This window comes from Bartonella sp. HY328 (assembly GCF_025449335.1).
In the GTDB taxonomy this organism is placed as follows: domain Bacteria; phylum Pseudomonadota; class Alphaproteobacteria; order Rhizobiales; family Rhizobiaceae; genus HY038.
Map to the genome: position 1 here is coordinate 2370227 of NZ_CP104883.1, position 26314 is coordinate 2396540.

The window sequence follows — 26314 nt, forward strand, 5'->3', positions numbered from 1 at the left end:
GTTTTAGCCGAAAAATAAGGCCACCATTTAAATGAAATGGTGGCCTTTTTTAAATTATTGCGCCATTTTTTCCATAATAACATCAACAATTTCAAAGCGGGTTACGTCAACAAGCCCTTTGTCAGAAATACGCAATTGCGGAATAACCACCAATGCCAAAAGCGAATGCTGCATGTTGGCATTATTTAAAGTACAACCACATTCTGCCATGGCATCAACAAGCTTTTGCGCTTTAGCTGCAACAATTTCGGCGCGCTCATCAGACATAAGGCCTGCAATTGGTAATTCTACCATAGCAAGCTCTTTACCTTCAGAAATCATCACCATGCCGCCGCCAACTTCCCCCAGACGATTAGCAGCCATTGCCATATCGTCCTTATTGGTACCAACAACAATCATATGATGGCTATCATGGGCAACGGTCGATGCCAAAGCACAGGGCTTATTATAGCCAAAACCTGACACAAAAGCATTGGTGACATGGCCTGTTGCACGGTGGCGCTCAACCAGTGCAATTTGGCAAACGTCCTTAGCAATATCCATGCTCACAATGTTATCTTCAACGGGCAAGATAGCTTCAAGTGCCTTAGTAGGCGCTTGGTTCTCTACCATGCCAATAACACGCACCCGCACCTTTGCGGCATTATCAGCAACAACATCAAAATCATCACCTTTTAACACTTTGCCAAGATGCACAGTATTTTTTACGTGAGCTGGATATTGTGTCGCTGGAATATTAACAACAAGATTGCCATTTTCAGCCAAAAGTTTACCTTGGCCGATAACCACTTCAATCGGTAATTCTGCTAGATCCGATGTGATAATAATATCAGCTCGGCGACCTGGGGTAATTGAGCCCAAATCACGCTCAAGCCCAAAATGCTGCGCTGTGTTTAAGGTTGCCATTTGAATAGCGGTAATTGGCTTTAAACCCTGCGAAATAGCATGGCGGACAACGCGGTTCATGTGGCCGTCAAATACCAGTGTGCCAGAATGGCTGTCATCGGTGCAAAGCAAGAAATTGCGCGAATCCAAACCATGTTCAGTGATAGCTTTAACCTGTGATGCCACGTCATACCAAGCAGAGCCAAGGCGCAGCATAGAGCGCATGCCTTGGCGAACACGTGCCATTGCATCGTCTAGGGTTGTACCCTCATGGTCATCGGCTGGGCCACCAGCAATATAGGCATGGAAAGCACGGCCGCGCTCTGGTGAAGCATAATGGCCGCCAACGGTAAGACCAGCTTTTTGAGTAGCTGCAATTTCAGCAACCATTTTCGCATCATTATTAGCAACACCTGGGAAATTCATCATTTCGCCAAGACCAATAATATTAGGCCAAGACAAGATTTCGCTGATATCATTCGCACTAAGCTCGGCGCCAGCTTCTTCAAGACCGGGTGCGCTTGGTACGCAGCTTGGTGCCTGCACAAAAATATTAATTGGCATTTGTTGCGCTTCATCATTCATTAAGCGCACGCCTTCAACCCCAAGCACATTAGCGATTTCATGGGGATCAATAAACATGGTTGTTGTACCATGACCAATAACCGCACGGGCAAATTCTGTTACATTGACCATGCCACTTTCAACATGCATATGCGCGTCACATAGCCCTGGCACCAAATAGCGACCATTAGCTTCAATCACCTGCGTTTCAGTGCCGATTGTGTAGGTCGCATTTTCACCAACATAAGCAATGCGCCCTGCACTCACGGCAACATCAATATTGGCAATAATTTCACCAGAATGGACATTAACCCATTTACCGTTTTTAACAACTAAATCAGCCGCTTTGCGTCCCATGGCGACATCAACCAATTGCGGCGCAACTTCATGCCATTGTTTCATTGTTCATTTCCTTAAATTATTTTAATCATTCTTTAAAATGCGGATTTGGCGTTATAAGCCAAACCAAAATTACAATACTAAACCATTATTAAAGCTGTTTTTTCATTAACATGCTCTAAAGGCGTCATTTAGGTACACTGTCCAAGCGTAAGAAAAAATTCAACTTTTGCTGGAAATACTTTACGTCAATTGGTGCGCATTGTTGTGGTGTTTCTTCGGCTACAGATTTATAGGCTTGAATTTGTGCAACGAGCATAACAGCAATTAATGCTACAAACCACATCACAAGCCGAATTTCGCGGATTTTTCCTGTAACAATTTTCATCAACACATAGGTAATAACCGCCAACGATAAACCAAGGGTAATCGAAAAAGTAAGAGGAATAAGCAAAACAGCCAAAAATGCTGGCAAAGATTCCTCAAAATTCTTCCAATCAATCCGCCCTAAAGGTTCTGCCATGAAAAGTCCGGTTAAAATCAATACCGGCGCCGTTGCGATGGTTGGCACCAGCGATAATAATGGCGACAAGAATAAAAATGGTAAAAACAGCAAACCTGCAACAACCGCGACAAGACCCGTGCGCCCACCTTGTGAAATGCCAGCGCCCGATTCAAGATAAACAGTGGCTGGACTTGTGCCAAGCGGCGCGGAGATTAATGCTGCGACCGCGTCAACATGCATAGATTCACGAATATTATGCGGCATATCATTTTCATCCTTTAGGCCAGAGGCTTCTGCAAGCCCCATAAAGGTAGAAAGCGCCTCCACAAAATTGGTGAAAAGAAAGACAAAAATAAATGGAATATATAGGATTTGCAACGAGCCAATAAGATCAATTGTACCAATAAAACTAAAATCGGGCGCAGCAAAAACACCACTCCAATTGACAATAGTTTCAAGACCGCTACCATAGGTATAGGCACTACCATCGCCCCAAATACGGCCAATAGGAATAGCAAGCAACGTCGTAATAATCATGCCAAGCATTAGCGAGCCTTTAACGCCGCGACTAACCAAACCAACAGTGATAATGAAGCCAGCAATAAAAGTAAGAGTAACGGGGGTAATCGGTGTTAAAGCAACGATCGTATCAGGATCTGCAATAATAAATTTTGAGCCTTCCAAGCCGATTAACGCAATGAAAAGCCCAATGCCGCAAGCAATACCATAACGAAGATTAACTGGAATGGCTTCAATCACCACGCTGCGCAAATTAAAAAAAGCAAGAAGGGTAAATAAAACACCGGCCCAAAGCACACAGCCAAGCGCAATAGGTAATGGTACATTTGCGCCACTTACCAAAGTATAAGCAAAAAGCGTATTGATACCCATACCTGGTGCAACAAGAATAGGGCTTTTTGCATAAAGCCCCATGGCACAGCTACACAAAAAACTTACCAAAACCGTCGCTGTTAACCCAGCAGAAAAAGGAATGCCTGCTTTGGTCAAAATATCGGGATTAACCACAATAACGTAAGAAGCGGCCAAAAATGTCGTGAGCCCAGCTAATAACTCAATGCGTATTGACGACCCAGCCTTGCGGATACCAAAATAGCGATCTAAAAATGCAGCAAAGCCTTTATTTTGATGTTTTGTAGATTGTTGATTATTGTGCTGTACGCTGCCTTGTTGCTCAACGGCCATTTGGCACCCTTTCATCTTTTACACTTGCAGCATGTTTCAAGCTGCAGTTTAAACCAGCGCCCTCAATGAGATTGAAAGCCACATTGTTGGTTTTTTAATTTAAAATAAAATGAAAAGCATATTTTATCTTAGCATTTGCTATGACAAAATATGCTGGTGTTGTTCTTAGAGCGTTTTCCGAAAAGTGTGAAGCGGTTTTCGGACAAAAAACGCGGTGTAAACAATGGATTAGAGCGCCGATCTGATCCAATCAGATCGAAATGCGCTCGAATATTGATTTGAAACGAAAAAAGGCATTTACGAATAAATGCCTTTTAAAAACTTAAACATTATGGGTGGTTTGCACTGGGTCACCATAAGGGGTGATAACTTGCAAATTGACACAATCCACAATACCAAGATCAGTCATAGCATAATCTGGAATTGCGGTAATCTGCAACACAAACATATACATAAATGGCCAAGGCAGCTGACAACCAAGGCTGCGTGCGGCATCATCAAGGCGCGTTTCAAAGCCCATCATTTCTTCAGGCTCAATATCTGAAACAATACCACCAATTGGCAAATGCAAGAATTCAATCACCTTGCCATCTTTAACAACAACCTGTCCACCTTGCTTTTCAATCAAGGTATTAATCGCAAGTTCCATGTCTTTTTCATTGGCACCAACGCAGATAATATTATTATCATCAGGCGCAGTGGATGATGCAATGGCCCCAGACGTTAAGCCAAAGCCAGAAATAAAACCAACAGGGCGATTACGGGTTTTGCCGTAACGCTCAACAACAGTTAAATACTGAACATCTTGAGCAGGATCAGCTTTTACAAAACCATTTTCAACGGGCAAGGTCACCATGCGCTTAGTACGCACAAAGATTTTCTCAGGTGTAACATTAATTGCCATAAGCTCGGTTTTGTCACTATTTCCTTTCGCTTCAACACGAATTTCGCTTGCTACAACGGGCTCGGCTTTAACGCTTTGCATAAGCGAAGGACTACGTGTTGGCGCAACAAGCTTAACGCTCATCTTGCCGCCCTTTGCAACAAGGCTACCATTGGCGATAACACCATCAATGCGGAAATTGCGCAAATCATCAACAAGAAGAATATCAGCAATGCGTCCTGGTGAGATAGAACCTACCTTATGGTCAATACGTAAAGCATCGGCACCATTAATGGTTGCCATTTGAATTGCTGCCATTGGTGAAATGCCCATAGCAATTGCCATACGCACCATATTATCAAGATGGCCGCGAGTAAGAATATCACTTGCAACCACATCATCAGTACAAAAACTAATGCGGCGTAGGGCTTTAACGCCCATTTCAGTGACAATGCGTAAATTATCAGTCAAGAAATGCGAAATCGACGATTCACGAATAACCACATGCATGCCATTGCGTAATTTTTCTAGCATTTCTTCAGGGCTATAGCTTTCATGATCCGAACGCACGCCTGCTGCTAAATATTGATTTAATTTAGAGCCGCGCGTCATTGGGCAGCAACCTAAAGCAGGTAAGCGATTGGCAGCACCAATAGCCAATGCTTCTAAAACATCGCTATCTTCTTCCTGAATAAATTCACGAACTGTTTCCCATATGCCAACGCATTCTGGCCAATGATGGGTATTGCGGTGATCTTCAGGGCTAAAATAATGGCCAACGGTTGAACGCGGCATTGTGTAAGGGGTTTTACAAGGCGCGCCCCAAAAGACTTTTAATGGCGTATTTTTTGCTTCATCTAAAAATTCACGAGCAGCATCGGGGCCACCAACAACGATAATCTGATCAAGACCGGTAACAATTGAGGTTGTGCCAAGTGGTACAACCGCTTTTGCAAAACTAGTTAAGGACAATTTAGAGCATTCAACATGAAGATGGCCATCAATCATGCCTGGGCAAAGATAGCGGCCTTTTGCATCGATTATCTCAGTGTTAGGACCAACATAATCTTCAATATCACCAACTGCGATAATCTTGTCTTTATAAATGGCAATATCTGCATCATAAATTTCTTCTGATACAACATTGACGAGTTTGCCACCCTTAACCGCAAGAGTTGCCTTCATTTCAAGGCCGGCAGCCGCCCGAATAAATTCACGAATATCGCTCACATCAATTCTCCAAAAGCAATTCATCACTAAAGCAAAGGACTGCTGGTGATATAAATGCTAAAAATAATAAGTTGGACATTTATAAACTGGCATCAAACCAGAAAAATCCCTATTGGGGCGGTCTATAAAGTGGACGAATGCCAATTACAAGGAATTGATGGTAAATATCTAATATTTACAATAGTAAGATCCTTGATATTCTCCATGAGACGTAAAGCCCAACCGACAATAGAACAGGCAAACCAATAAAAAATATGAAATATTATCAATGATTTAGAGCAACTCAATAACTTTGTTTTTCAGAAAGTTAATTAATAAAATCCTTATAAATCCAAATTTTTTAAGGACGAAAATCCACAAGAAAATGATGAATTAGCCAAAATAAATGGAATCAGTTTAAAACCAAATATGTCTTTTGAAAAAACATAAATCTAAGCGGAGCGTCATAGCTACCAACTAGCGTCAATGATTTTATCACGTTTATAATAACACAATGAAATTTATAAACTATGCCGGCAATTTTGAAAAAAATTTCATAGTTTCAGCCTAATAAAAAGCAAATTGCTTTATTATACAAAAAGCAGCTCAATATTTAAGCTGCCCAAAAATTGTATAGTTTTTGCTTGGTTTCACGGCTAATTTAAAAAGCGCGCTTAGGGCTTATAATATAAAGCCCGTGTAAGTTTTTTGAGTGCTGCGCCCGTTCTTGGACCAAAGCCAACACCAATCATATAGGGATCATCTATAATTATAACAGCTTTATTGATTGCGGCTGGCGTCCCATCTAAAGCATCATTAGATAAAACATCATCAATGGCTGGCCCGCCTTTACCATTAGAGATGGCCAAAATGACATCAGGTGCAGCTAATAAAAGCGCCTCACGTGTAACTGGTTTGTATCCATTATAGGTATTAAAGGGATTAATAGCTCCAGCATATTCAATAAAAGCATCCGCATTGGTGTTCTTACCGGCTGCATTTAACTGCCCTGCCCCATGAAAAAAAACAACTTTTTTGCGCTCATTAAGTGGTACTTTATTTGCATAAGCCACAGCATCGTCAAAATCTGCCAAAACCTCGTTTTTTAAGTTTTCCCCTTGATCTACCAATTCAAGTTTTTTCGCAATTGTGGTGATTTTCTCGATAATGCCGTTACGCGTGTTCTCTGCAGTAACAAATAAAATATTGGCTCCCGATTCTTTTAACATATCAACGGTTTCAGGTGGCCCCATAGAATTACTGGCAATGATTAGATCAAAATCTAACGAGAGAATGCCTTCGGTTGATAAACGCCGCGCATAGCCAACATTGACTTTGTCATGTGCATTTAAAAGAAAATGACTTGACCTATCCAATGCAATAACACGATCTTCAGCCCCTAATTTATAAACAATATCACTTAAATCGGGCCCTAAAACGATAATTTTTTGTGCGTGATTGCTATCTTGGCTCAAAGATGGGCTAATCGTCTTTACCAAAATAAATATAGCTAACATAATGATATAATGGATATTTTTCATATTAACCTTAAATAAATTTTAAAAGTTGACTAAATAAATCATGTATTGTAGACGCTTATAGCATTCCTAAATTATGAGTCAATGATAAGATTAAAAACAATGGTGGTGTACTGATGAAGCGCTTTAAATCCTCCCCCCTAAACTTACTAAAACTCACCCTTAGATATAATATTTTGGGCGCTTTTTGTTTAGTTTCTGGCTCATTAGCGCATGCACAGCAACACCAAAATACACAAGATCAAACATCATCACAAAATGAAGTAGAGAGCGAAAGGCGGAATAATCCAGCAAATGTTCTTGACACTGTTACCATATCGCCGACTTTAAACGACCAGCCTGTTATTAACTCGCTATCGGCAACAAGTATCATAACACAAGAACAAATTGATCAAATACAGCCAAGTAGTGCAGCCGATCTTTTCCGTTCAACTCCAGGTGTGCATGCCACCATGAATGGTGATGATGCTGCTACATCAATTGGTATACGCGGAATGCAACAATTCGGTCGTGTTGCGATTACACTTGATGGTGCAAGGCAAGAATTTTGGCGTGTTGGCCACGGCACTGGTACATTTTATGTTGACCCCGAATTATTAAAACAGGTTACAGTTATTCGTGGCCCTGTTTCAAATGCTTATGGATCTGGCGCTATTGGTGGATTAGTTGCATTTGAAACCAAAGATGCAGCTGACTTTCTTCTTGACAATGAACGCTGGGCGTTAAGCAACAAGCTACGCTATGAAAGCAATGGTAAAGGTTGGTTAACAAGTACCATTGGTGCCTATAAATTTAATGAAGACTTTGATGTTATTGGTAATTTTGTTTATCGTGACAGCGATGAATATAAAGATGGTAATGGCAAAAATGTTCGTTGGACCGGCGAAAATGTTGTGACAGGCATGGGTAAGGTGACCTTCCGCCCAAGTGATGGCCACGAATTTAAATTGAGTTATTCACGCCAAAAATATGATGATACAATAACAACATTAAGCGGTTTTTCATCACCTGTTGCACCAAGATATGATGCTAAAATTTATGTTGATAATTATAATGGCATTTACACATACAATCCAGTTGATAATGATCTATGGGATTTAAAGGTTAATGCTTATTATAGTAAAACTGAAAATGACCAATATCAAGTTTGGCCACGCCCTCTAATTGGTTCCACACGATATTATGATGTTTCCACAAGTGGTGTTCGTGCCTATAATAGTTCACGTTTCACTACTGGGAATCTTAAACAAACCCTCACTTATGGGTTTGACTATTATAAAGTCATTAGTGACTCTGATACCAATAATTTTGGTAGTGGTAATCAACAAGTTTATGGTGGATTAGTCCAATGGCTTGGTGAATATAATGAATGGTTAGAAATTACCACGGCTCTTCGCTATGATGGCTATAAAATGGATGGGCGTACGGTTGCCATGCCCAACAAGCCCGCACGTGACATTAGTTCTGATGGAAATAAATTATCACCAAGGATTAACATCGGGGTAACACCTATAGACGGCATTCAGTTTTACGTCTCTTACTCCGAAGGCTATCGTGTTCCACATATGCAAAATATGTTTCCAAGCGGTTTGAGCCGAGGTAATGAATTTGTGCCAAATCTTGATTTACGGCCTGAGGAAGCTGGGTCTTATGAAGCAGGTTTAAATATTCAGCATGATGGCTTGTTATCGGGCAGCGATCAATTACGCAGCAAAATTAATATTTATACCACCAAAGTTGATAATTATATTAATGCGGTTACTAAAAACCGTGTTGTAACGGCGGAAAATATTGGCAGTGCTAAATTGCAAGGTATAGAATATGAAGGTACCTATGATGATTGGTGGGGATATATCAATATTGCCGCGTCCTATAATAAATCAGTCATGAGAGACGGTATTTGGGAAGGGCGCAATATTAGCGACACACCGCGCAATAGCTTTAGCGCAACTCTTGGGCTACGTGCTTTTGAAGATAAGCTTGTTTATGGTGCTTCATACCAAAGCAATGGAAAAGTAACCCGCTTATTTGATGCATCGGCGGCAAAAGTCTATCCTCGAGTAAATTTAACCAATCTATTTTTAAATTATAAAATCAATGATTATGCACGGTTAGATTTTGCAGTAGATAATGTATTTAACAAAACATACACTGATCCACTAAGTGGTTGGGCAGGAATATCTGATATAGATCAAGGAAAAGGTAGAACCTTTAAAATAGCAATAACCGGTCGCATTGGCGGGAAGTAAACCCTTTCTGCTAATTTAGGGATTTTATTGTAAATACTGTTTTTATAGTTGCCTTGAGGTACATTATGTCATTCCAAATCTCAACAACAGTTCAGGTTAATAATTTTGCCGCTATTATAGCTGAGCTGATTGACCACATGGGTGCTTTGCAGGCCAAATATCACGTTGAAGGTAATCAACATCATTTTGATATTGGTTTTGGAAAAATCTGTTTTCAGGTTGAAAGTCAAAAATGCTCTATTTTTTTATCCGCCGAAGATGAAATTTGTCTTGCTCGCATTAAAGATCTGACAGTCACATCATTTGCGTATTTTACCAAGCAAGAAGCACAGGAATTTATCTGGGCCGGAGACCAATTGGATGAAACGAGTTTAGAGCAATTTCGTGTTCTAGAAGTTGAAAATATTTTTCACCTTAGCCCTCATATGCTGCGTGTTCGCCTAACGGGTGAAAATTTAAAACGCTTTTCATTATTTGGGTCTATGCATGCAAAATTGTTATTCCCTGCCCATGAAGGGTTTGATCCTGTTTGGCCAATTAGAGGAAAAAATGGTTTACCTCACTGGTTAGATGACAAAAACAAACCTATTTCGCGTAGCTATACTATTCGCAATCTAAACATTGAAGCTGGATGGTTAGAAATTGATTTTTATATACACGAAACAGACGGTATTTCCTGTCGATGGGCACAAAATGCTCAGATAGGCGATAAGATTGGTATTTTGGGTCCAGTTGGGCGACCAATACCAAATGTTGGCCATTATATTTTAGGTGCAGATCCAACCGGCTTACCTGCTTTGGGAAGGATATTAGAGAACTTACCAGATACAGCAACCGGTCATGCAATTATTACAATTGATGAATTAGCTGATAAACAAGACATAAAACATCCAAAAGGCATTAATATTGAATGGATCATCAGCCAAGATCAAATAGCAGCAGCAAAAACTTTAACACAAAAATTACAAAATTTTACCTGGCCAGAACATGATGATGTTTATGCTTGGTTTGCAGGAGAGGCAAGCCAAGCTAAAATACTGCGTGAATATTGGCGTGATACTTTGAAAAAAGGTCGTGATAAAGTGCTCGCAAGTGCTTATTGGACGCTTAACGAAAAATAGTTTTCTTCAATTTTTGCTATGTGTCAATTTATGCAGTTAAAGATTGATGCATAGCTCATCTTTTTATCCATTTTTGCAGGTATTAAAATGTGCAGTGCCACAACACAAATGGCGGGCGACCGCAGTTATAAAGGACGGTTAGCATTAGTTTTTCTATCTGCATTACTCTTATTGGTGATTATATTTAGCTTAGCTTATGGAGAGTCTAAATCCGCATTTTTAACCACTATTCGATATTATTTAGGACTACAAGAATTTGACAACCAAGCAGATCGTGCCATACGAATTTTACTAAAAGTTCGCATGCCGCGTGTTGTTTTAGGGGTTATGGTTGGGGCTGCGCTAGCTGTTTCTGGTACCATATTACAAGGTTTATTCAAAAACCCTCTTGCAGATCCAGGACTAATTGGCGTTTCGTCTGGTGCTGGCCTTGGTGCAGTTGTTACCATTGTTCTTGGAGGAAGTAGCCTTATCGGGTTGCAAATGTTTTTTGGTGACACATTGCTACCATTAGCTGCTTTTTGCGGTGGATTAATAACAACGATGATTATTTATCGTTTAGCAACCCAAAATGGGCGAACTTCAATTGCTGTCATGCTACTTGCAGGCATTGCTTTAGCTGCAATTACAAGTGCGGTAACAGGTCTCATTACCTATCAAGCTAATGATCAGCAACTGCGGGATATAGTATTTTGGACATTAGGCTCTCTTAATAAAGCAAATTGGAGTAAAACCATTATTGCAAGTGTCATTATCGCAATTACTTTAATTATTGTACCATTTTTATCAAGGGGACTTAATGCTTTAGCTTTAGGAGAGCCGATAGCTTATCATTTAGGTATCCCAGTGCAACGGATAAAAAACATTTCCATCATATGTGTCTCCGCCGCAGTTGGAGCAAGCGTTGCTGTTTGTGGCGGTATAGGATTTGTCGGTATTATTGTTCCACATCTCTTGCGCTTAATAATTGGTCCTAATCATAAATATTTACTACCATGTTCAGCTTTACTTGGAGCAATTGTGCTACTCATCGCAGATACAATATCGCGTACGATCTTACCACAATCGGAAGTGCCGATCGGTATTATAACGGCACTTATCGGTGGCCCATTCTTTATTTGGATTTTAATGAACCAACGTCGTTGGCTCAATTTTTAACGCTATTGCCTAAAATTGTTCGATTTGTGTAAACGCTTTAAACAAGACTGATTATCAGTCCTGTTAATACTTTAGCCCATAAGCAGGCAAAGGCATTTTATCCAATGACGCCCGCAGCAAAAAACCACGAAAACGTCATATTATAAATAGTACAACAGTGATATTCAGCTGGTCATTAACCTTGAAATCGCTATCACTAAGATAAATCTTAAAATGAGTTGAACTTCGCCTAAGCTCATTTAAGTTGGCTTACGAGCATGGAATAAAATGCCCAATAGCAACAATGCAAATTTTATTGTTCACCCTATTAGCTATCTTTATTCATGAGCAAAATTCATAATAGTATTGAGTATTAATACAATTATCACACCTATCTAGCTGTGCCATAATCTCCCCAGAATTTGAAATTGAAGTTGAATTTATATTTAAACTTAAGGAGAAAGGACCATGCGAACACTGATTGTGTTGCTAACACTAATTTTCAGTGCGTTCCAGGTTATGGCACAAGATATGTCAAATGGCGCCAATAATTTTTATAAAAGTAATGAAGTAACACTTCAAAAAGTCCATTTTAAAAATCTATATAATATGGATGTGGTTGGTAATCTCTTTATCCCGAACAATCTTGATCGCAGCAAAAAGAATGCTGCGATTATTGTTGGCCACCCAATGGGCGCGGTTAAAGAGCAAGCATCCAATCTTTATGCGCAAAAACTTGCTGAGCAAGGCTTTGTAACCCTTGCAATTGATCTATCCTATTGGGGCGAAAGCGCGGGTGAGCCACGCAATCTCGTGTCGCCTGAAATTTATGCCGATGATTTTAGTGCGGCAGTCGATTACCTTGGCACGCAAGACTATATTGACAAAAACCGTATCGGCGTTCTTGGCATTTGCGGCAGTGGTAGTTTTGCAATTAGTGCAGCAAAAATTGATCCAAGATTGCGGGCCATTGCAACAGTTAGCATGTATGATATGGGCGCAGCCAACCGTAACGGCATCAATCATGGCGTAACACTTGATCAGCGTAAAGCCATTATTCAAGCAGCCATTGAACAACGCCAAAAAGAGTTTGAAGGCGCAAAAACCGAATATACCAGTGGCACAGTTGATGCTTTAACCGAAAATTCTAATCCCATTGAGCGCGAATTTTACGATTTTTATCGCACACAGCGCGGTGAGTTTACCCCAAAAGGTCAATCACCTCAACTTACCACCCATCCAACATTAACCAGCAATGTCAAATTCATGAATTTTTACCCCTTTAATGACATTGAAACCATTTCACCAAGGCCAATGCTATTCATTACTGGCGATCAAGCTCACTCTAAGGAATTTAGCGAAGATGCTTACCAACGCGCTGGTGAACCAAAAGAACTATTTTACGTAAAAAATGCTGGCCATGTCGATCTTTATGACCGTGTTGATATCATTCCTTTTGGTAAATTAACCAGCTTTTTTCAAAGCAATTTGCAGTAAATAGCCACGGTTTTTGCAAAAGACTATTAAAAGAAAGTCAAATTGCCAAGGTGAACGCCTTGGCAATCATCACATTAGATCAGTGACATATTTTACCTATTTTGAAATTTATAAAGAGATGTGATCCACCATGGTACCCAACCAAAATGAAATGGCAATTATAACACCACAATGGTCGGCAGTTTTTTCGCTTTTCCTTGGCGTTACAGGTCTTATCACAGGTGAATTTTTATCAATTAGTTTGTTAACACCTATTGCCCAAGACTTATCAATCAGTGAAGGCTTAGCTGGACAAGCTGTAACTGTTGTCGGGCTTTTTGCCGTGACCACGAGTATTCTGCTTAGTCCGCTTACCAAAACTATCGATAGACGGCTCATTTTGCTTAGCCTATCGGCTTTGTTGATTGTTTCCAATGCGCTGGTTGCCATTGCACCCAATTACATTGTTTTGCTTATTGCCCGTGCTTTGCTTGGCATGTCTGTTGGCGGCTTCTGGTCAATGTCATCGGCGGTTGCCTTGCGGCTTGTGCCAGCAAAAGATGTACCACGCGCATTAAGTATTATTTATGCAGGTGTTGCCGTTGCTACCATTATTTCTATTCCAGTCGCAAGTTATATTGGACAATTTATCGGCTGGCGCAATGTGTTTTGGCTCGCTACACTGCTTGGCACAATTGGCTTTATCTGGCAATTTTTATCTTTGCCATCCATGCCAGTTAAAACTGTAAGTCGCTTTCGCGATATGGGGCAACTTTTAAAAACCACTTGGGTGATTGCTGGCCTTGGCGGTATGATTTTCAGCTTTGGCGGTTACCATGTGTTTTTTACCTATTTGCGCCCTTATATTGAACAAGATTTGTTTTTGCATGACAGCAAGTTATCGCTAATCTTGCTTGGCTTTGGCATTGCTAATTGTTTGGGTACATTTTTTGCCGGAAAATTATTGGGTCAAGGTTTCCGCATTACTATTATTGCTATCCATGCCATATTAGCATTTATCGCCATTAATTTCTATTTTAGCAATGGAAATCTTATTGAAAATATAGTGCTGATTATGATGTGGGGCTTCATGTTTGGTATTATTCCAGTTGCTTGGTCAACATGGATTGTTCACACTCTTGCCGATCGCGCTGAAATTGCTGGTGGGCTTATGGTTGCAGCTATCCAGCTTTCCATATCTATTGGCGCAGCAACTGGCGGCGCTGTTTTTGATAGCGGTGGCGCTAACAGCATATTTGCCATTGCAACACTTTTTCTTGCCTGTGCCATCACTCTTATTTTGATCAGTTTCCAATTATTTTATAAAAGGACAGGCAAGCATGCTTAAACTCTTTAGACCAGTATCAATCCTTGTCCTTGTTTCAATTCTTTATCTTAGTGTTGCTCATGCCAACCAGAAAGGAAATGATATGACCATTACCTTAACCATTGATGATGAAATTTTAACGGCTGAAATTGAAGATAGTCCCGTTGGTCACGATTTTTTATCACTATTACCAATTACTTTGACACTTAATGATTACGCATCAACGGAAAAAGTAGCCAATTTACCTAAGCGGCTGAATATAGAACAAGCAGATGATGGTTTTACCCCCGTTATTGGCGATATTGCTTATTATGCGCCTTGGGGTAATCTTGCAATTTTTTATCAAGACTTTTCCTATTCTAAAGGTCTTGTGAAGATTGGAAAACTACGAGGCTCTATTGATAAATTGCTAAAAGAAGATCCCTTTGAAGTCCAAATAGATAAAGCTGGTCCATAATTTTTATCAAGGATTTTAAAAACAACCAAACCATGCCGTATTTTGGTCAAGCAATGCTTGCAATGTGTTTATACCTATTGTTATCTATTTGCCGTTATATAATATTATCAAGTGCCCGATAGGGGTGATGATAGTAGAATTAAAAGACATTTTAAGGAATCGGTATGACCAGACTGCGCCGCCTTTTACCTCTTGCTGTAGCTTGTACCCTGCCGCTTTCTAGTGGCGCTTTTCCAACAGGCGCATGGGCACAAAATACATCAGCAATTGCGCCGCGTGATATGACAAATGCCCCCCAATCGGTGTCAAATCTTGCCTCCGGCCTGCTTGATGCGGTGGTTAATATCGCAACTTCACAAAATGTCAAAGGAACTGAAAGCGGTGATAACCCACCCGTTGTCGACATCCCCAAAGGCTCACCTTTTGAAGATTATTTTCAAGATTTCTTCACCGATAAAGACGGCAAGGCTCCCCAGCAATCTCGTAAGGTTGAGTCGCTTGGTTCAGGATTTGTTATTGATGCCAAGGAAGGTTTGATCGTGACTAATAATCACGTCATTGCCGATGCTGATGATATTGAAGTTAATTTTACCGATGGTTCAAAACTAAAAGCCGAACTGCTTGGTACTGATCCTAAAACTGACATTGCTTTGCTGAAAGTTAATCCAAACAAAAAAAAGCTTACTGCTGTTAGTTTTGGTGATTCCGAAAATGCCCGTATCGGTGATTGGGTAATGGCAATTGGTAATCCATTTGGTCTTGGTGGGACTGTAACCCTTGGTATTATATCGGCGCGCAATCGTGATATTAGCGCTGGCCCCTATGATGATTTCATTCAAACCGATGCCGCAATTAATCGTGGTAATTCTGGTGGGCCACTTTTTGATATGAATGGCAAAGTCATTGGTATTAATACGGCCATCATTTCGCCAACGGGGGGGTCTATCGGCATTGGTTTTGCTATTCCTGCCGACATGGCAACTGGTGTTATTGCTCAATTAAAAGAATTTGGTGAAATTCATCGTGGCTGGCTAGCCATTCGCATCCAACCAATTAATGAGCAAATTGCTGAAACTCTTGGCCTGCCTAATACTGATGGCGCAATGGTTGCCAGCAAAATGGAAGCTGAAGATGTGGATAATAAAGCCCTTAAAGATGGTGACGTTATTTTAAAATTTGGCGATAAGCCGATTAAAAATGCCAAGGACTTACCGCGAATTGTTGCGGAGTGTCCCGTTGGCCGCGACGTGAAAGTAACTATTTTGCGCGATGGTAAACAGCAAGTGGTTAGCGTTAAGCTTGGGCAGCTCAAAGAAGAAGAAAATGAGCCAGCAATCTATGATACCAGCGATGGTACTGAAGATTCGACAAGTGCTGAAAGTGCGTCAAAGCCGCTGCTTGGCATGCAGATTTCAGAACTTAATGAAGATTTACGCAAAAAATTTGGCATTGCAGACACAATCAAAGGCGTAATCATCACCGATATTGAAACCAATTCAATTGCATCGGATAAGCGGATCCATATTGGCGAAGTGATTATCAGCATTAATCAAGAAATTGTCGCCACGCGCGAAGATGTGGTTAAGCGTATTAAAACCTTGCGTGATACAGGCCGTCAAAATGCCCTTATCATGGTTGCAAAACCCAATGGCGATTTACGAATGGTAACACTGCCATTAAATTAGGCAAAAAATAAAGGAGAGCAGATTTTAAACTGCTCCCCTTTATAGAATTAATGAGGTTTAAGCTTATTTATTTTCTTGTTGACCAAACAGGATTTTTTGCGCCTCTTGATCATGGGATAGATCATTTTTCATTTCACGACCAAGTTCAAGTCCGCGTTGTACAGCGGGACGCTCACGCATGGTGCGCAACCAGCGTTTAAGGTTTGGATATTCTAGTAAGTCAATTCCGTAGGCATCATATTTTGATACCCAACCAATTGATGCAATATCAGCAATAGAATAATTATCGGCCAAATATTCCTGCCCTTCAAGGCGCTTATTCATCACACCATATAAGCGGCGCACTTCCTTGGTATAGCGCTCAATAGCGTAAGGGATTTTTTCATTGGCATAAACTGCAAAGTAACCGGCTTGTCCTGACATTGGCCCAAGACCAGATATTTGCCACATCAACCATTCATCAACCGCAACCCGCTTTCTTTCGTCGGTTGGATAAAAGCGCTGAAATTTACGGCCAAGATACATTAAAATAGCACCAGATTCGAAAACCGAGATGGGCTCGCCATCTGGCCCTTCTGGATCAATAATCGCAGGCATGCGGTTATTTGGTGAGATAGCTAAAAAATCTGGCTCAAACTGTTCGCCCTTACCAATATTCAAATAGTTAACATTATAAGGTACACCGAGCTCTTCAAGCATGATGCTAATTTTCCACCCATTTGGGGTTGGCCAGTAAAAAAACTGTATTGGTTTATTCTGGCTAGGCATCGTCTATAACTCCGTAAAATAAGTTGCAAATTGGGCGTTTTAATCTATCCAATTTGTTTCCACATAGGCACGCATAAAGGCTTCATGAACTAAAAACCATTATTGCGAATTTTTAAAACTGCCTTTTTAATACCACACTTTATAAACAAATGTAAATTATCGTGTTTCATGGTTAAATTCCAGTCGATTTTTTAAACCTTAATTAACCATAAATTTTAATACCTTTTTAAGATCAATAAATAAACTATGAACAGCTCACTCAGCCTTTATTCAAAGAACATCATTTAGATTATAGTTATTAGAGCGTTTTCCGAAAAGTGTGAAGCGTTTTTCGGACAAAAAACGCGGTGTAAACAAAGGATTAGAGCGCCGATCTGATCCAATCAGATCGAAATGCGCTCTAATCTCATATGGAACAAAACAATGAATAATAGTTATGTAAAACGCATGTCGATCTTAAGCCTTAGTATTTTTGCAACGGCACTAACTTTGGGCTTTGCCATTCATTATGCTAAAATGCCAGCCTATGCCGCACCTCTTTATCAAAACAGTCAAAGTATGAATGGTAATAATAGTTAAACTTTATTGTTAGCATTTAAACTGCGCTGGAAATTTTGCCGTAATTACTCGCTTTAAATGTTGTGACAAAACATTTGGAGACAATATGCAAAATAATAATAAACCAGGCGTTTTCAGCTTTATATGGCTTCTATTACTCATTGCAGCAACAGTGCCATTATTAATCAGCTATTTAGGCGCGTTGCATCCAATGCTGGATTCCGTTGCTCATTTTAGGCGCCATATGGCATTTGTCCTTATTGTAGCAACTATTCCACTTTTTTTCACAAGCTTTAAGCGTTTTGGATTAGCGATTATTGCGTTTAGCTTATTTTGTGTTTTATCCACCTATCAAACGCAAGGTTTGAAACCAACAAGCATTAGCGGCACGCGGCATTTTAAGCTCATACAAACCAATTTACGCTATGATAATCCCCATTCTCAAAAACTGATTGATTTGTTGAATTCAGAAAAACCCGATTTTGTCACCTATCAAGAAGCATCAGGCCACTGGCAAAAAGCTTTAAGCGAGTTTGCACAAACCAATAATTATTATACTTTTAAATGTGAACGCGCCCAAAGATCAACAATTGGCGCAACAGGGTTTTTATCAATTTATCCATTTGTAAACACCATGCCAGAAGCGGCCTGCCCAAATGATGCGGGTATTGCGACTGCGATGGTTGATATTGGTGCAAAAACGCCGCTAAAACTATCATCTTTGCATTTATTTTGGCCTTGGCCTCATCAGCAAAAAAGCCAAATAATTGCGCTACCTTTAACAAAGGAACCATTACAACTTATTGGCGGCGATTTTAACGCAACCAGTTGGAGCTACGCAGTAAAATTTATTGAAGACAATACGGCAACGCGCCATGTTAATGGTATTGCTTCAAGCTGGTTAAGCTACAGTTTACCTGACAGCATAAGACCAATTTTAGGATTGCCAATCGACCAAATATTGCTCAGCGATGAATTTAAACTTAACAAGGTAGAACAACTGCCCTCAATCGGCTCTGACCATCTACCTATGAAAGTAGAGTTCTCACTCTAGAGTCAGACCCTAGTCAACATCAATGCTATAAAGTGCAAGGATGAAATTTCATAGGGCAGCCCTAATACCGATTACAGAATTTCTAAATCATGGGGCTGCTACATCAATGCGCAATACAAGCTAAGATCATTACTCAGCAATGATCTTAACACGGTCACCAGCAGATACCACCGATGTCGGTGACAATGCATTTAATATGCGAAACAATGCAACCTTTTTATCGGTTCCTTGCATTTGATTGGCAAGTGAGGCCACTGTTTCACCCGGTTTTACCGTTACAACATGAATACGTAGCGGTTTTAATGCCGAAATTTGTTGCCGACTTAATATTTTAAACGAATTAATCGTGCTACTGGTAACGCCTTGTAAAGAAGTATTGTTTTTAGGCGCAGCAATTAAAAATCGGAAGATTTTATTTTTAACGATGATGACAACAACATCAAATTGCCATTTAGGGCTTTGCGCAGTAGCTGTGGCAGCAGGATAGCCCTCAATATTAACTGTGCGCACGCTATCCACATCAAGACCTGACACCCAACCGCTTTGAATATAGTCCTTGGCATCAGTGATGTCAGCTGGTTTATTAATGGCATCAAAACGAATAGCCATATCATCGGCACCGCTTGCAACCACTGCAGCGCTTGAATTATCGATAGTAAAACCATTTGGAACGCTAAAGGCTATCCCAAGTTCAGGATGGATAAAATTTTGGCCACGAATATAACCTTCCTTGGCAGTATCACCAAAGATCATACCATCAACCCCATTGAGGAAGGAGTCACGATCGGTTGAGCCAACCCCCGGTGCGCCAACAAGACGTGCTTGGGCAAGTGCTAACTGAACGCGCTGTGGCGTTGCAGGATGCGTTGCCAAAAAGTCAAGTTTTGCATCAGTTGCACCAGATACGCTTCTAAACTGGGTATAGCCTTCCATGGTTTGTAAAAACCGTGCTGAGGCAAAAGGATCATATCCCGCTTCTGCAACCGTCTTAATACCAATTTTATCGGCTTCCAATTCTTGATTTCGCGAAAACTGCGCTAAAGACATTTTGCCGCGAATTTCAGTTTCACGTTCGCGGTTTCTATCGGACAAAACCTCAGAAACCACCTTATTGCTTAACTCGACCTCAGCCTCTTTGCGCAAGCGTTGTACACCGTGATTGGCAGTAACATGGGCCATTTCATGGGCAATCACTGCCGCAACTTCTGATGAATCATTGGCCAAAGCCAAAAGCCCACGAGTTACGTAAACATAGCCACCTGGCAATGCAAAAGCATTAATATTAGGAGAATTTAAAATAGTAATACGATAGGTCTGCTCTGGATTACCAGCAGCAACGGTTAATTTACCAACAATTTTGGCAACCATACGCTCCAATTGCGGATTATTATATTCGCCGCCATAAGTGGCAAGAATACGCGGATGCTGGGCAGCACCAAGCTGCGACATTTGATTGTTTTTATCAACAGTATCAACGATATAAGGATTAATAGATGGCTTTAAGCCACCATCAGGCTTACTATAATCAATAACAGTACAGCTGCTTAAAAGCGGCAACATAAACGAAGCTAAATAAACGGAAAAGCGCTTTAAAGAGCGTTGTTTGCTTTTTTTTATTATAGTTTGACTATAAGCCATTGCCATTTTGCTTTTCTCACTGCACATATTTAATATAAATATATTTCTATACTTCTTTTGCTTAAATTGGAAAAATAAGCTTTAATTTAAAACCATACTTGATTACGCCAAACCGTCACACTTTTCCAGCTACAAATCACGATTTTTAATTGTTATAGCCATTTTATACTCACCAAAAGACCTTGTCACAATAACGGCGCTAATAAGATCCTGACCTAGACCACGAATATACCAAATAAATTGACCCATAGCATATGTTAGCTTTAAAAAGCAATTTTATTGCGATAAATTATTGAATAATATACGCAATATTATACAAGCGATAAACCTATTTTTTTAAATTAAAGCATGTATATTTCGTTTTTTGATGTCTGTGACCCAAGAGGCACGGTTTTTAGGTTCGTTCCAAACCAGAAAACCGAGTAAGAAACGAGATCATCCTGCAAAACCACCACTATCAAGAAATTTTTGTTCCTCGGTGGTCGTTTTACGATGCAATACCCCATTTCGGTGAGGGAAACGCCCAAAACGCTTAATAATATCCTGATGGATAAGAGCATATTGATAAAAGCTATCTTCACCCAATTTTTTGAATAATTTAATACTTTCTTCTTGGTCGTCAATATCTTCGGAATGCTCATATGGCAAATAAAAAAACGCCCGCAAAGCTTTTTCTATTTTTTGATCAAAGCCTAATTTTACAGCGTTTTTGGCAATTTTTAAGGCCTTGGAATCACAAGAAAAAGCCTTTGCATCGTTGCGAAACATATTGCGTGAGAACTGGTCAAGCAGCAGCAATAGGGCAAGCGAACCCTCAGCTGTTTTTTGCCAATCATCTAAATCACCATTGGCGGCTTTTTGCCAAAGGCCATAAAATTTTTGGCGGATTTCCTCATCAAAAGTATCGCTCTTTTTAAACCATTTTTCATGCCCAGCGTTTTTCCAAAACTCGATTACTGCATGCTCATTATCAATCATAGCAATCCTCCCTATAAGTAGCCACGGATATTTAACCAAAGTGCCAACTAATCCAATCTTACGACTCTTATAATATGTAAGCAATCTTTACCAAATCAACAAGCTTAACAAGTTTAAAATTTAGCTTATTTGCTGCATTTAAAAAATGAAAGGGATAAAGCACAATCATAACGAGGTTATTTTTTACAAGCACGTAAATTCCTATTGATTAAGTAAAGATTCCACTTGCTAAAGCAAAAATTTTTGTGCATGGTACCGAACGGTACGGTACGTTGACACTTATCGAATAAAACAAATTTAAAATTTTTATTTATTGAGTAAGGCATTCATGCAAACGGTAGAAGCAAAAGTAGAAACGTTGACAGCACGTCAAAAAGACGTGCTTGATGCGGCTTTGCATTTACTCGTTTCCGGAGAAAAAAACCTTACAATGGGGCAAATAGCCAAAGAGGCGAGCTGCTCTAAGGAAACGCTTTATAAATGGTTTGGCGACCGTGATCATTTTCTTGAAGCCATGGTGCAATGGCAAGCTGCTAAAGTTCGGATTATGCCGGTTAAAAAAGAAGCGCTTGATTTAGGCTCGCTTTTTTCCAGCCTTGAGCATTTTGCGCGTGACTGGCTGATGGTTTTATCATCACCAACATCCATTGCTTTAAATCGCTTAGCAGTAGGCTCAGCTTCTCCTGATAACGCCCGCCTTGGTCAAATTGTGCTTTCTAATGGGCCTTTTGCAATGGCAAAGCGAGTTAAGCCCCTTTTAGAGCTTGGCCGTGACGCTGGCTTACTCGATATTGAAACCATTGATCAAGCTTTTAGAACGTTTTTTGGTCTTGTTGTGCGGGATATGCAGATAAGGCTATTATTAGGTGATGAGATTGAAATGAATGATGACATCATTATTAAGGAGGCGCGCAATGCGACCCGTCATTTCTTCCATTTATATGTAGCTGAGGAGTTTAAAACTCTTTTGTAATGAAGTTTCACAATTATTCGCCAATTCCTGATATTTGGCGAATGGTTGAAATAAATTTGAATGGGTGAAGTATTGCCCAGTCAAAACCAAAACAAGCATTTTGTTTAAATGCTTGCAATAAACACCAAACAGACCGCAAGAGGAGAGTTCCATGCGCGTATATTATGATCGTGATGCAGACGTTAATTTAATCAAGTCAAAAAAAGTTGCCATGGTTGGTTATGGTAGCCAAGGCCGTGCCCATGCCCTTAATCTTAAGGATTCAGGCGCTAGCGAAATTCGCGTGGCTCTTCGTGAAGGTTCACCAACAGCTAAAAAAGCTGAAGCAGATGGTTTTCAGGTGATGAGCGTTGCCGATGCTGCAAAGTGGGCTGACCTTATGATGATGGCAACTCCTGATGAATTGCAAGCTGAAATCTATAAAGATCATATCCATGACAACTTACGCGACGGTGCAGCAATTGCTTTTGCCCATGGTCTTAACGTTCATTTTGGCCTTATTGAAGCCAAGAAAACCGTTGATGTTGTGATGATCGCCCCTAAGGGTCCTGGCCATACAGTGCGCGGCGAATATCAAAAAGGCGGCGGCGTTCCTTGCCTTATCGCAGTACATCAAGATGCATCTGGCAATGCCCATGACCTAGCCCTTTCTTATGCTTGTGGCGTTGGCGGCGGCCGTTCAGGCGTTATTGAAACCACATTCCGCGAAGAATGTGAAACTGATTTGTTTGGTGAACAAGCCGTTCTTTGTGGTGGTTTGGTTGAACTTATCCGCGCAGGTTTTGAAACCTTGACTGAAGCCGGCTATGCACCTGAAATGGCTTATTTTGAGTGTTTGCATGAAGTAAAGCTCATTGTTGACCTTATCTATGAAGGCGGCATTGCCAACATGAATTACTCCATCTCGAACACTGCCGAGTGGGGCGAATATATGTCAGGACCACGCGTTATCACTGCTGATAGCAAAAAGGCAATGAAAGACATCTTGACCGAGATCCAAAACGGCAAATTCACCTCTGATTGGATGCAAGAATATAAAGCCGGTGCTGCACGCTTTAAAGCAACACGTCGTCTTAATGACGAGCACCCAATTGAGCAAGTTGGTGAAAAGCTACGCAATATGATGCCTTGGATTAAATCAAACGCATTGGTTGACAAAGACCGTAACTAATTTGCGTTTATAGCATCGAAAAAAAGGTCGCCTTAAAAATTGAGGCGGCCTTTTTATAATAACAACTCAAAAATGCTCATGCTCGAACTAAAGTTTAAAACACAAATAAATATTAGCATCTTTAATTAAATTGGTTAAACTATCGATTTAACTACCTAAGCATCTGATTTTTTATGAATATAATAAAGATAAATTGCTGAGGAATGATTTATAATAGGCAGATAACGCAAAATATTAAGAAAGCCGAGACGTTGTGGATATAGGTCAAAATAGAATTTCTCGCTCGCTTGTTTTAAAAAAGGGTGCCATTGCTCAATGCTATTATCGTAATTATAGACCCACTGAAAACCAGCTCCCATTTTTCCAACGATGCTTTTATTGATAACTTTTTTTGAAGCAAAACTAGCCGTATCAAAAGCAATATAACTGTCAGTAAAATTTTCTGCTAAGGACTTAAATAAGGTTTCAACATCATCAGCTGGAAGATACATTAACAAACCTTCCGCTATAAACATGATATCAAAATCACGAAACTCTCTTTTAAATCGCTCAATCCATGCAAAGTCATTAATATTATAAGCCCAATTATATTCCCTATCATTTTTTGCGGGAAGAAAATCTTGGCGTGATTGCATTACTTCTGGAAGATCAATATTAATTTGAATGGATTGACCATTATCGGTGCGAGTAAATCGTGTATCAAAACCGCACCCCAACTGAACAATTATAGGATTGGCGTGATCTGCCATAAATTCCCTAGCTAAATCATCCAAGTAACGAACGCGAATGGCAGTTGCGGTACGCATAATCGGGTTGAGTTTAAAATTAATCGCATCTTTAGGTAATTTTTTAAATAGTTCTTCTGCCTGTCGGTCAATAAAAAGAGCCTTTTTTGATAGACTTTCCTGCGCCCGTACCGCCAGAGGAATAAGAAGTGTTCGACTTACTGGATTTTTAAAAAAATTATCAGCAATCATTATAAACCACCTTATAAAAGACCGTTAATATATGATAGATTTAGTATAGTTTTTCAAGTTATATTCTTTTCCTTACGTGTTGAATACCTCTTTAAATAAATGATTGTTATTTACTGTTAAGCGATAACAAATTAAAAGAAACTGATCGAAGATTATGACCTATAAAATTTTTTAAATTCTTATTTTTGTCCATTTATTTTTGATTGCAGTTACAAAATTTAACCAATAAATAATTAGTTTTATTATGTGAAATCAAATGAGCTATTATAGTTCTTTTTTTAATTGCTCATGAGATAACTCATATAAGTGACGGGTGCGCGATGGGAACAATTGCGCATAGCAGCGAGCATAGCTTACAATAAAAATAAGCCTTTTAATTACGCGGAAGATAAAGAATTTTATAATTACTTCATTTACTGAACCAAAGTCTCGTATTTTACCCTATCTTTGCCACACTCGCAGGTAAGTTTTAACGCCTCGATGCAACGTGACTAATGTCTACATATTAAGGTATACCGCTTAACAGCCAGTATTCACATACCGTAGATTGCGCGATGCACTTTAGCTTGACATTAAGAATAATGGGCGAGTTTACTCGAAAGTTACATAGCGGTCTTTCAATAAAAACTCTTTTTTTATATCTTCAATGATCAAATCACGCTCTTCAGCGGTCATATCTTGGTTAGCGTGCGGTGGCTGCCATTTTATTATTGAAGATAATTGAACAGCAAAAGCCATTTTTGTTTCTTCTGAAAAATAAAGTTCGCCAGCGATCTTCGCAGTTTTATTGTCAATTTTCACCCAAAGATAGCCAGTATTATATTTTATAATCATCCCCTATCCTCTGTAGCTTATCATTTTTATATTAGAGTTGTTTTCTAAAATCGTGTTATCAATCACATAACTCTCATATGGGGCTTCATCAGGACAATCGATTAAAAAACTCATAATATCAATACATAAACCTTGTTCAATGGATTTACCATCAAACAAAGTACATGGATGATTGTCGTTTAAAACCAGCTTCTTAATTTTATATCTACTGTGATTTTGATGTTTATTTTCACGAAGAAAGCTAAGGCTGATAAAAAGGAGACGAGCATGAACGCCTTTGGCCGCCGCCTAAGGGTATATAAGTATTATCCGTGCGTTTGTAGCTTTGATATTGATTATTACACCATTCAATATGCTTTATATCTAGCTGCCCATTAGACCTTTGTTGGCGTGAGGGTACTTCAATCGGGCTGGGATTATAAGGTTGACGCGGCTGTCCTGTCCGATATTGCGGACTTGGCACCACCATACGTGGCGGTAGCGGTTTTACATAAGGATTATTAATATCAACCGCCCAACCATTGCCGGTGCTAATCGCCAATATCACTGCAAGAGAAGATATTAAAAAACAAAACTTGGTCATCATGGCCTCCTCTCTTCAATATAGTGTTGTTTAGCAAGCAATACGAGAATTTTAAAGAAAATTTCAATAATCCAAAATTTCTTTATACATAACCATTGTCATTAACGTATTTCTTTTATATCAACAGTTTGTAAATATTGTGCAAAATTAAGTGGTGCAATCAAAATGCAATAAGGGTAAAAGACCCTATGCAGGAAAACGA

Annotated in this window: 21 protein-coding genes; 11 read left to right on the plus strand and 10 right to left on the minus strand. The window is 39.8% G+C overall.

All coding sequences use genetic code 11. The features are described 5' to 3' along the window. Positions 1-54 precede the first annotated feature (54 nt). The 4 genes from ade to N5852_RS10150 form a co-directional block, all read right to left on the minus strand. On the minus strand, positions 55-1851 hold the full coding sequence (gene ade / locus N5852_RS10135; protein WP_262097679.1) for an adenine deaminase: 1797 nt from the start codon (positions 1849-1851) through the stop codon (positions 55-57). Between the two features lie 124 nt (positions 1852-1975). Further along, complete coding sequence (locus N5852_RS10140; protein WP_262097680.1) at positions 1976-3496, minus strand: NCS2 family permease; 1521 nt, start codon at positions 3494-3496, stop codon at positions 1976-1978. Positions 3497-3818: 322 nt separating this feature from the next. Further along, a complete protein-coding gene (locus N5852_RS10145; RefSeq protein WP_262097681.1) occupies positions 3819-5609 on the minus strand; it encodes an adenine deaminase in 1791 nt (596 codons plus the stop codon). A gap of 653 nt (positions 5610-6262) precedes the next feature. Then, on the minus strand, positions 6263-7129 hold the full coding sequence (locus N5852_RS10150; RefSeq protein ID WP_262097682.1) for a heme/hemin ABC transporter substrate-binding protein: 867 nt from the start codon (positions 7127-7129) through the stop codon (positions 6263-6265). A gap of 113 nt (positions 7130-7242) precedes the next feature. Between N5852_RS10150 and N5852_RS10155 the strand changes: the two genes are divergently transcribed. The 7 genes from N5852_RS10155 (at position 7243) to N5852_RS10185 (ending at position 16578) form a co-directional block, all read left to right on the plus strand. Then, on the plus strand, positions 7243-9375 hold the full coding sequence (locus N5852_RS10155) for a TonB-dependent receptor, heme/hemoglobin family (protein ID WP_262097683.1): 2133 nt from the start codon (positions 7243-7245) through the stop codon (positions 9373-9375). A gap of 65 nt (positions 9376-9440) precedes the next feature. Then, positions 9441-10496: a siderophore-interacting protein gene (locus tag N5852_RS10160; RefSeq protein ID WP_262097684.1), complete on the plus strand. Its 1056-nt coding sequence runs from the start codon at positions 9441-9443 to the stop codon at positions 10494-10496. Between the two features lie 87 nt (positions 10497-10583). Next, positions 10584-11654 carry a FecCD family ABC transporter permease gene (locus N5852_RS10165; protein WP_262097685.1) on the plus strand — a complete coding sequence of 357 codons (1071 nt, stop codon included), beginning with the start codon at positions 10584-10586 and terminating at the stop codon, positions 11652-11654. 447 nt (positions 11655-12101) lie between these two features. Next, positions 12102-13130, plus strand: coding sequence for an alpha/beta hydrolase (locus tag N5852_RS10170; RefSeq protein WP_262097686.1), 1029 nt, complete (start codon positions 12102-12104; stop codon positions 13128-13130). A 130-nt stretch (positions 13131-13260) separates the two neighbouring features. Further along, positions 13261-14457, plus strand: a complete 1197-nt coding sequence (locus N5852_RS10175) for an MFS transporter (protein ID WP_262097687.1) — start codon at positions 13261-13263, stop codon at positions 14455-14457. Then, positions 14450-14893 (plus strand): cyclophilin-like fold protein, encoded by a 444-nt coding sequence (locus N5852_RS10180; RefSeq protein WP_262097688.1) that lies wholly within the window; start codon positions 14450-14452, stop codon positions 14891-14893. Before N5852_RS10175 ends, N5852_RS10180 begins: the two co-directional genes overlap by 8 nt. A gap of 281 nt (positions 14894-15174) precedes the next feature. Further along, positions 15175-16578 (plus strand): Do family serine endopeptidase, encoded by a 1404-nt coding sequence (locus N5852_RS10185; protein ID WP_262099743.1) that lies wholly within the window; start codon positions 15175-15177, stop codon positions 16576-16578. A gap of 63 nt (positions 16579-16641) precedes the next feature. Here N5852_RS10185 and N5852_RS10190 read toward each other — a convergent pair whose 3' ends face one another. Then, entirely contained in the window at positions 16642-17346 is a 705-nt protein-coding gene (locus N5852_RS10190) for a glutathione S-transferase family protein (protein ID WP_182417309.1), read from the minus strand. A gap of 423 nt (positions 17347-17769) precedes the next feature. Here N5852_RS10190 and N5852_RS10195 point away from each other — a divergent pair, with 423 nt between their 5' ends. Together N5852_RS10195 and N5852_RS10200 are read left to right on the plus strand one after the other, a co-directional pair. Next, complete coding sequence (locus N5852_RS10195; protein ID WP_262097689.1) at positions 17770-17925, plus strand: hypothetical protein; 156 nt, start codon at positions 17770-17772, stop codon at positions 17923-17925. A gap of 85 nt (positions 17926-18010) precedes the next feature. Next, entirely contained in the window at positions 18011-18958 is a 948-nt protein-coding gene (locus tag N5852_RS10200; protein ID WP_262097690.1) for an endonuclease/exonuclease/phosphatase family protein, read from the plus strand. Between the two features lie 129 nt (positions 18959-19087). Here N5852_RS10200 and N5852_RS10205 read toward each other — a convergent pair whose 3' ends face one another. Together N5852_RS10205 and N5852_RS10210 are read right to left on the minus strand one after the other, a co-directional pair. Then, positions 19088-20518 (minus strand): M48 family metalloprotease, encoded by a 1431-nt coding sequence (locus N5852_RS10205; RefSeq protein WP_262099744.1) that lies wholly within the window; start codon positions 20516-20518, stop codon positions 19088-19090. A gap of 513 nt (positions 20519-21031) precedes the next feature. After that, positions 21032-21574 carry a DUF924 family protein gene (locus tag N5852_RS10210; protein WP_262097691.1) on the minus strand — a complete coding sequence of 181 codons (543 nt, stop codon included), beginning with the start codon at positions 21572-21574 and terminating at the stop codon, positions 21032-21034. A 328-nt stretch (positions 21575-21902) separates the two neighbouring features. Here N5852_RS10210 and N5852_RS10215 point away from each other — a divergent pair, with 328 nt between their 5' ends. Both N5852_RS10215 and ilvC read left to right on the plus strand, forming a co-directional pair. Further along, on the plus strand, positions 21903-22547 hold the full coding sequence (locus tag N5852_RS10215) for a TetR/AcrR family transcriptional regulator (protein WP_262097692.1): 645 nt from the start codon (positions 21903-21905) through the stop codon (positions 22545-22547). Between the two features lie 151 nt (positions 22548-22698). Then, entirely contained in the window at positions 22699-23718 is a 1020-nt protein-coding gene (ilvC, locus tag N5852_RS10220) for a ketol-acid reductoisomerase (RefSeq protein WP_262097693.1), read from the plus strand. A 155-nt stretch (positions 23719-23873) separates the two neighbouring features. Here ilvC and N5852_RS10225 read toward each other — a convergent pair whose 3' ends face one another. The 3 genes from N5852_RS10225 to N5852_RS10235 all read right to left on the minus strand — a co-directional run bounded on the left by N5852_RS10225 (position 23874) and on the right by N5852_RS10235 (position 26112). After that, entirely contained in the window at positions 23874-24695 is an 822-nt protein-coding gene (locus N5852_RS10225; RefSeq protein WP_262097694.1) for a class I SAM-dependent methyltransferase, read from the minus strand. A 591-nt stretch (positions 24696-25286) separates the two neighbouring features. Beyond that, positions 25287-25529, minus strand: a complete 243-nt coding sequence (locus N5852_RS10230) for an Imm74 family immunity protein (protein WP_262097695.1) — start codon at positions 25527-25529, stop codon at positions 25287-25289. A gap of 241 nt (positions 25530-25770) precedes the next feature. Continuing rightward, complete coding sequence (locus tag N5852_RS10235) at positions 25771-26112, minus strand: BA14K family protein (protein ID WP_262097696.1); 342 nt, start codon at positions 26110-26112, stop codon at positions 25771-25773. Between the last annotated feature and the right edge of the window lie 202 nt (positions 26113-26314).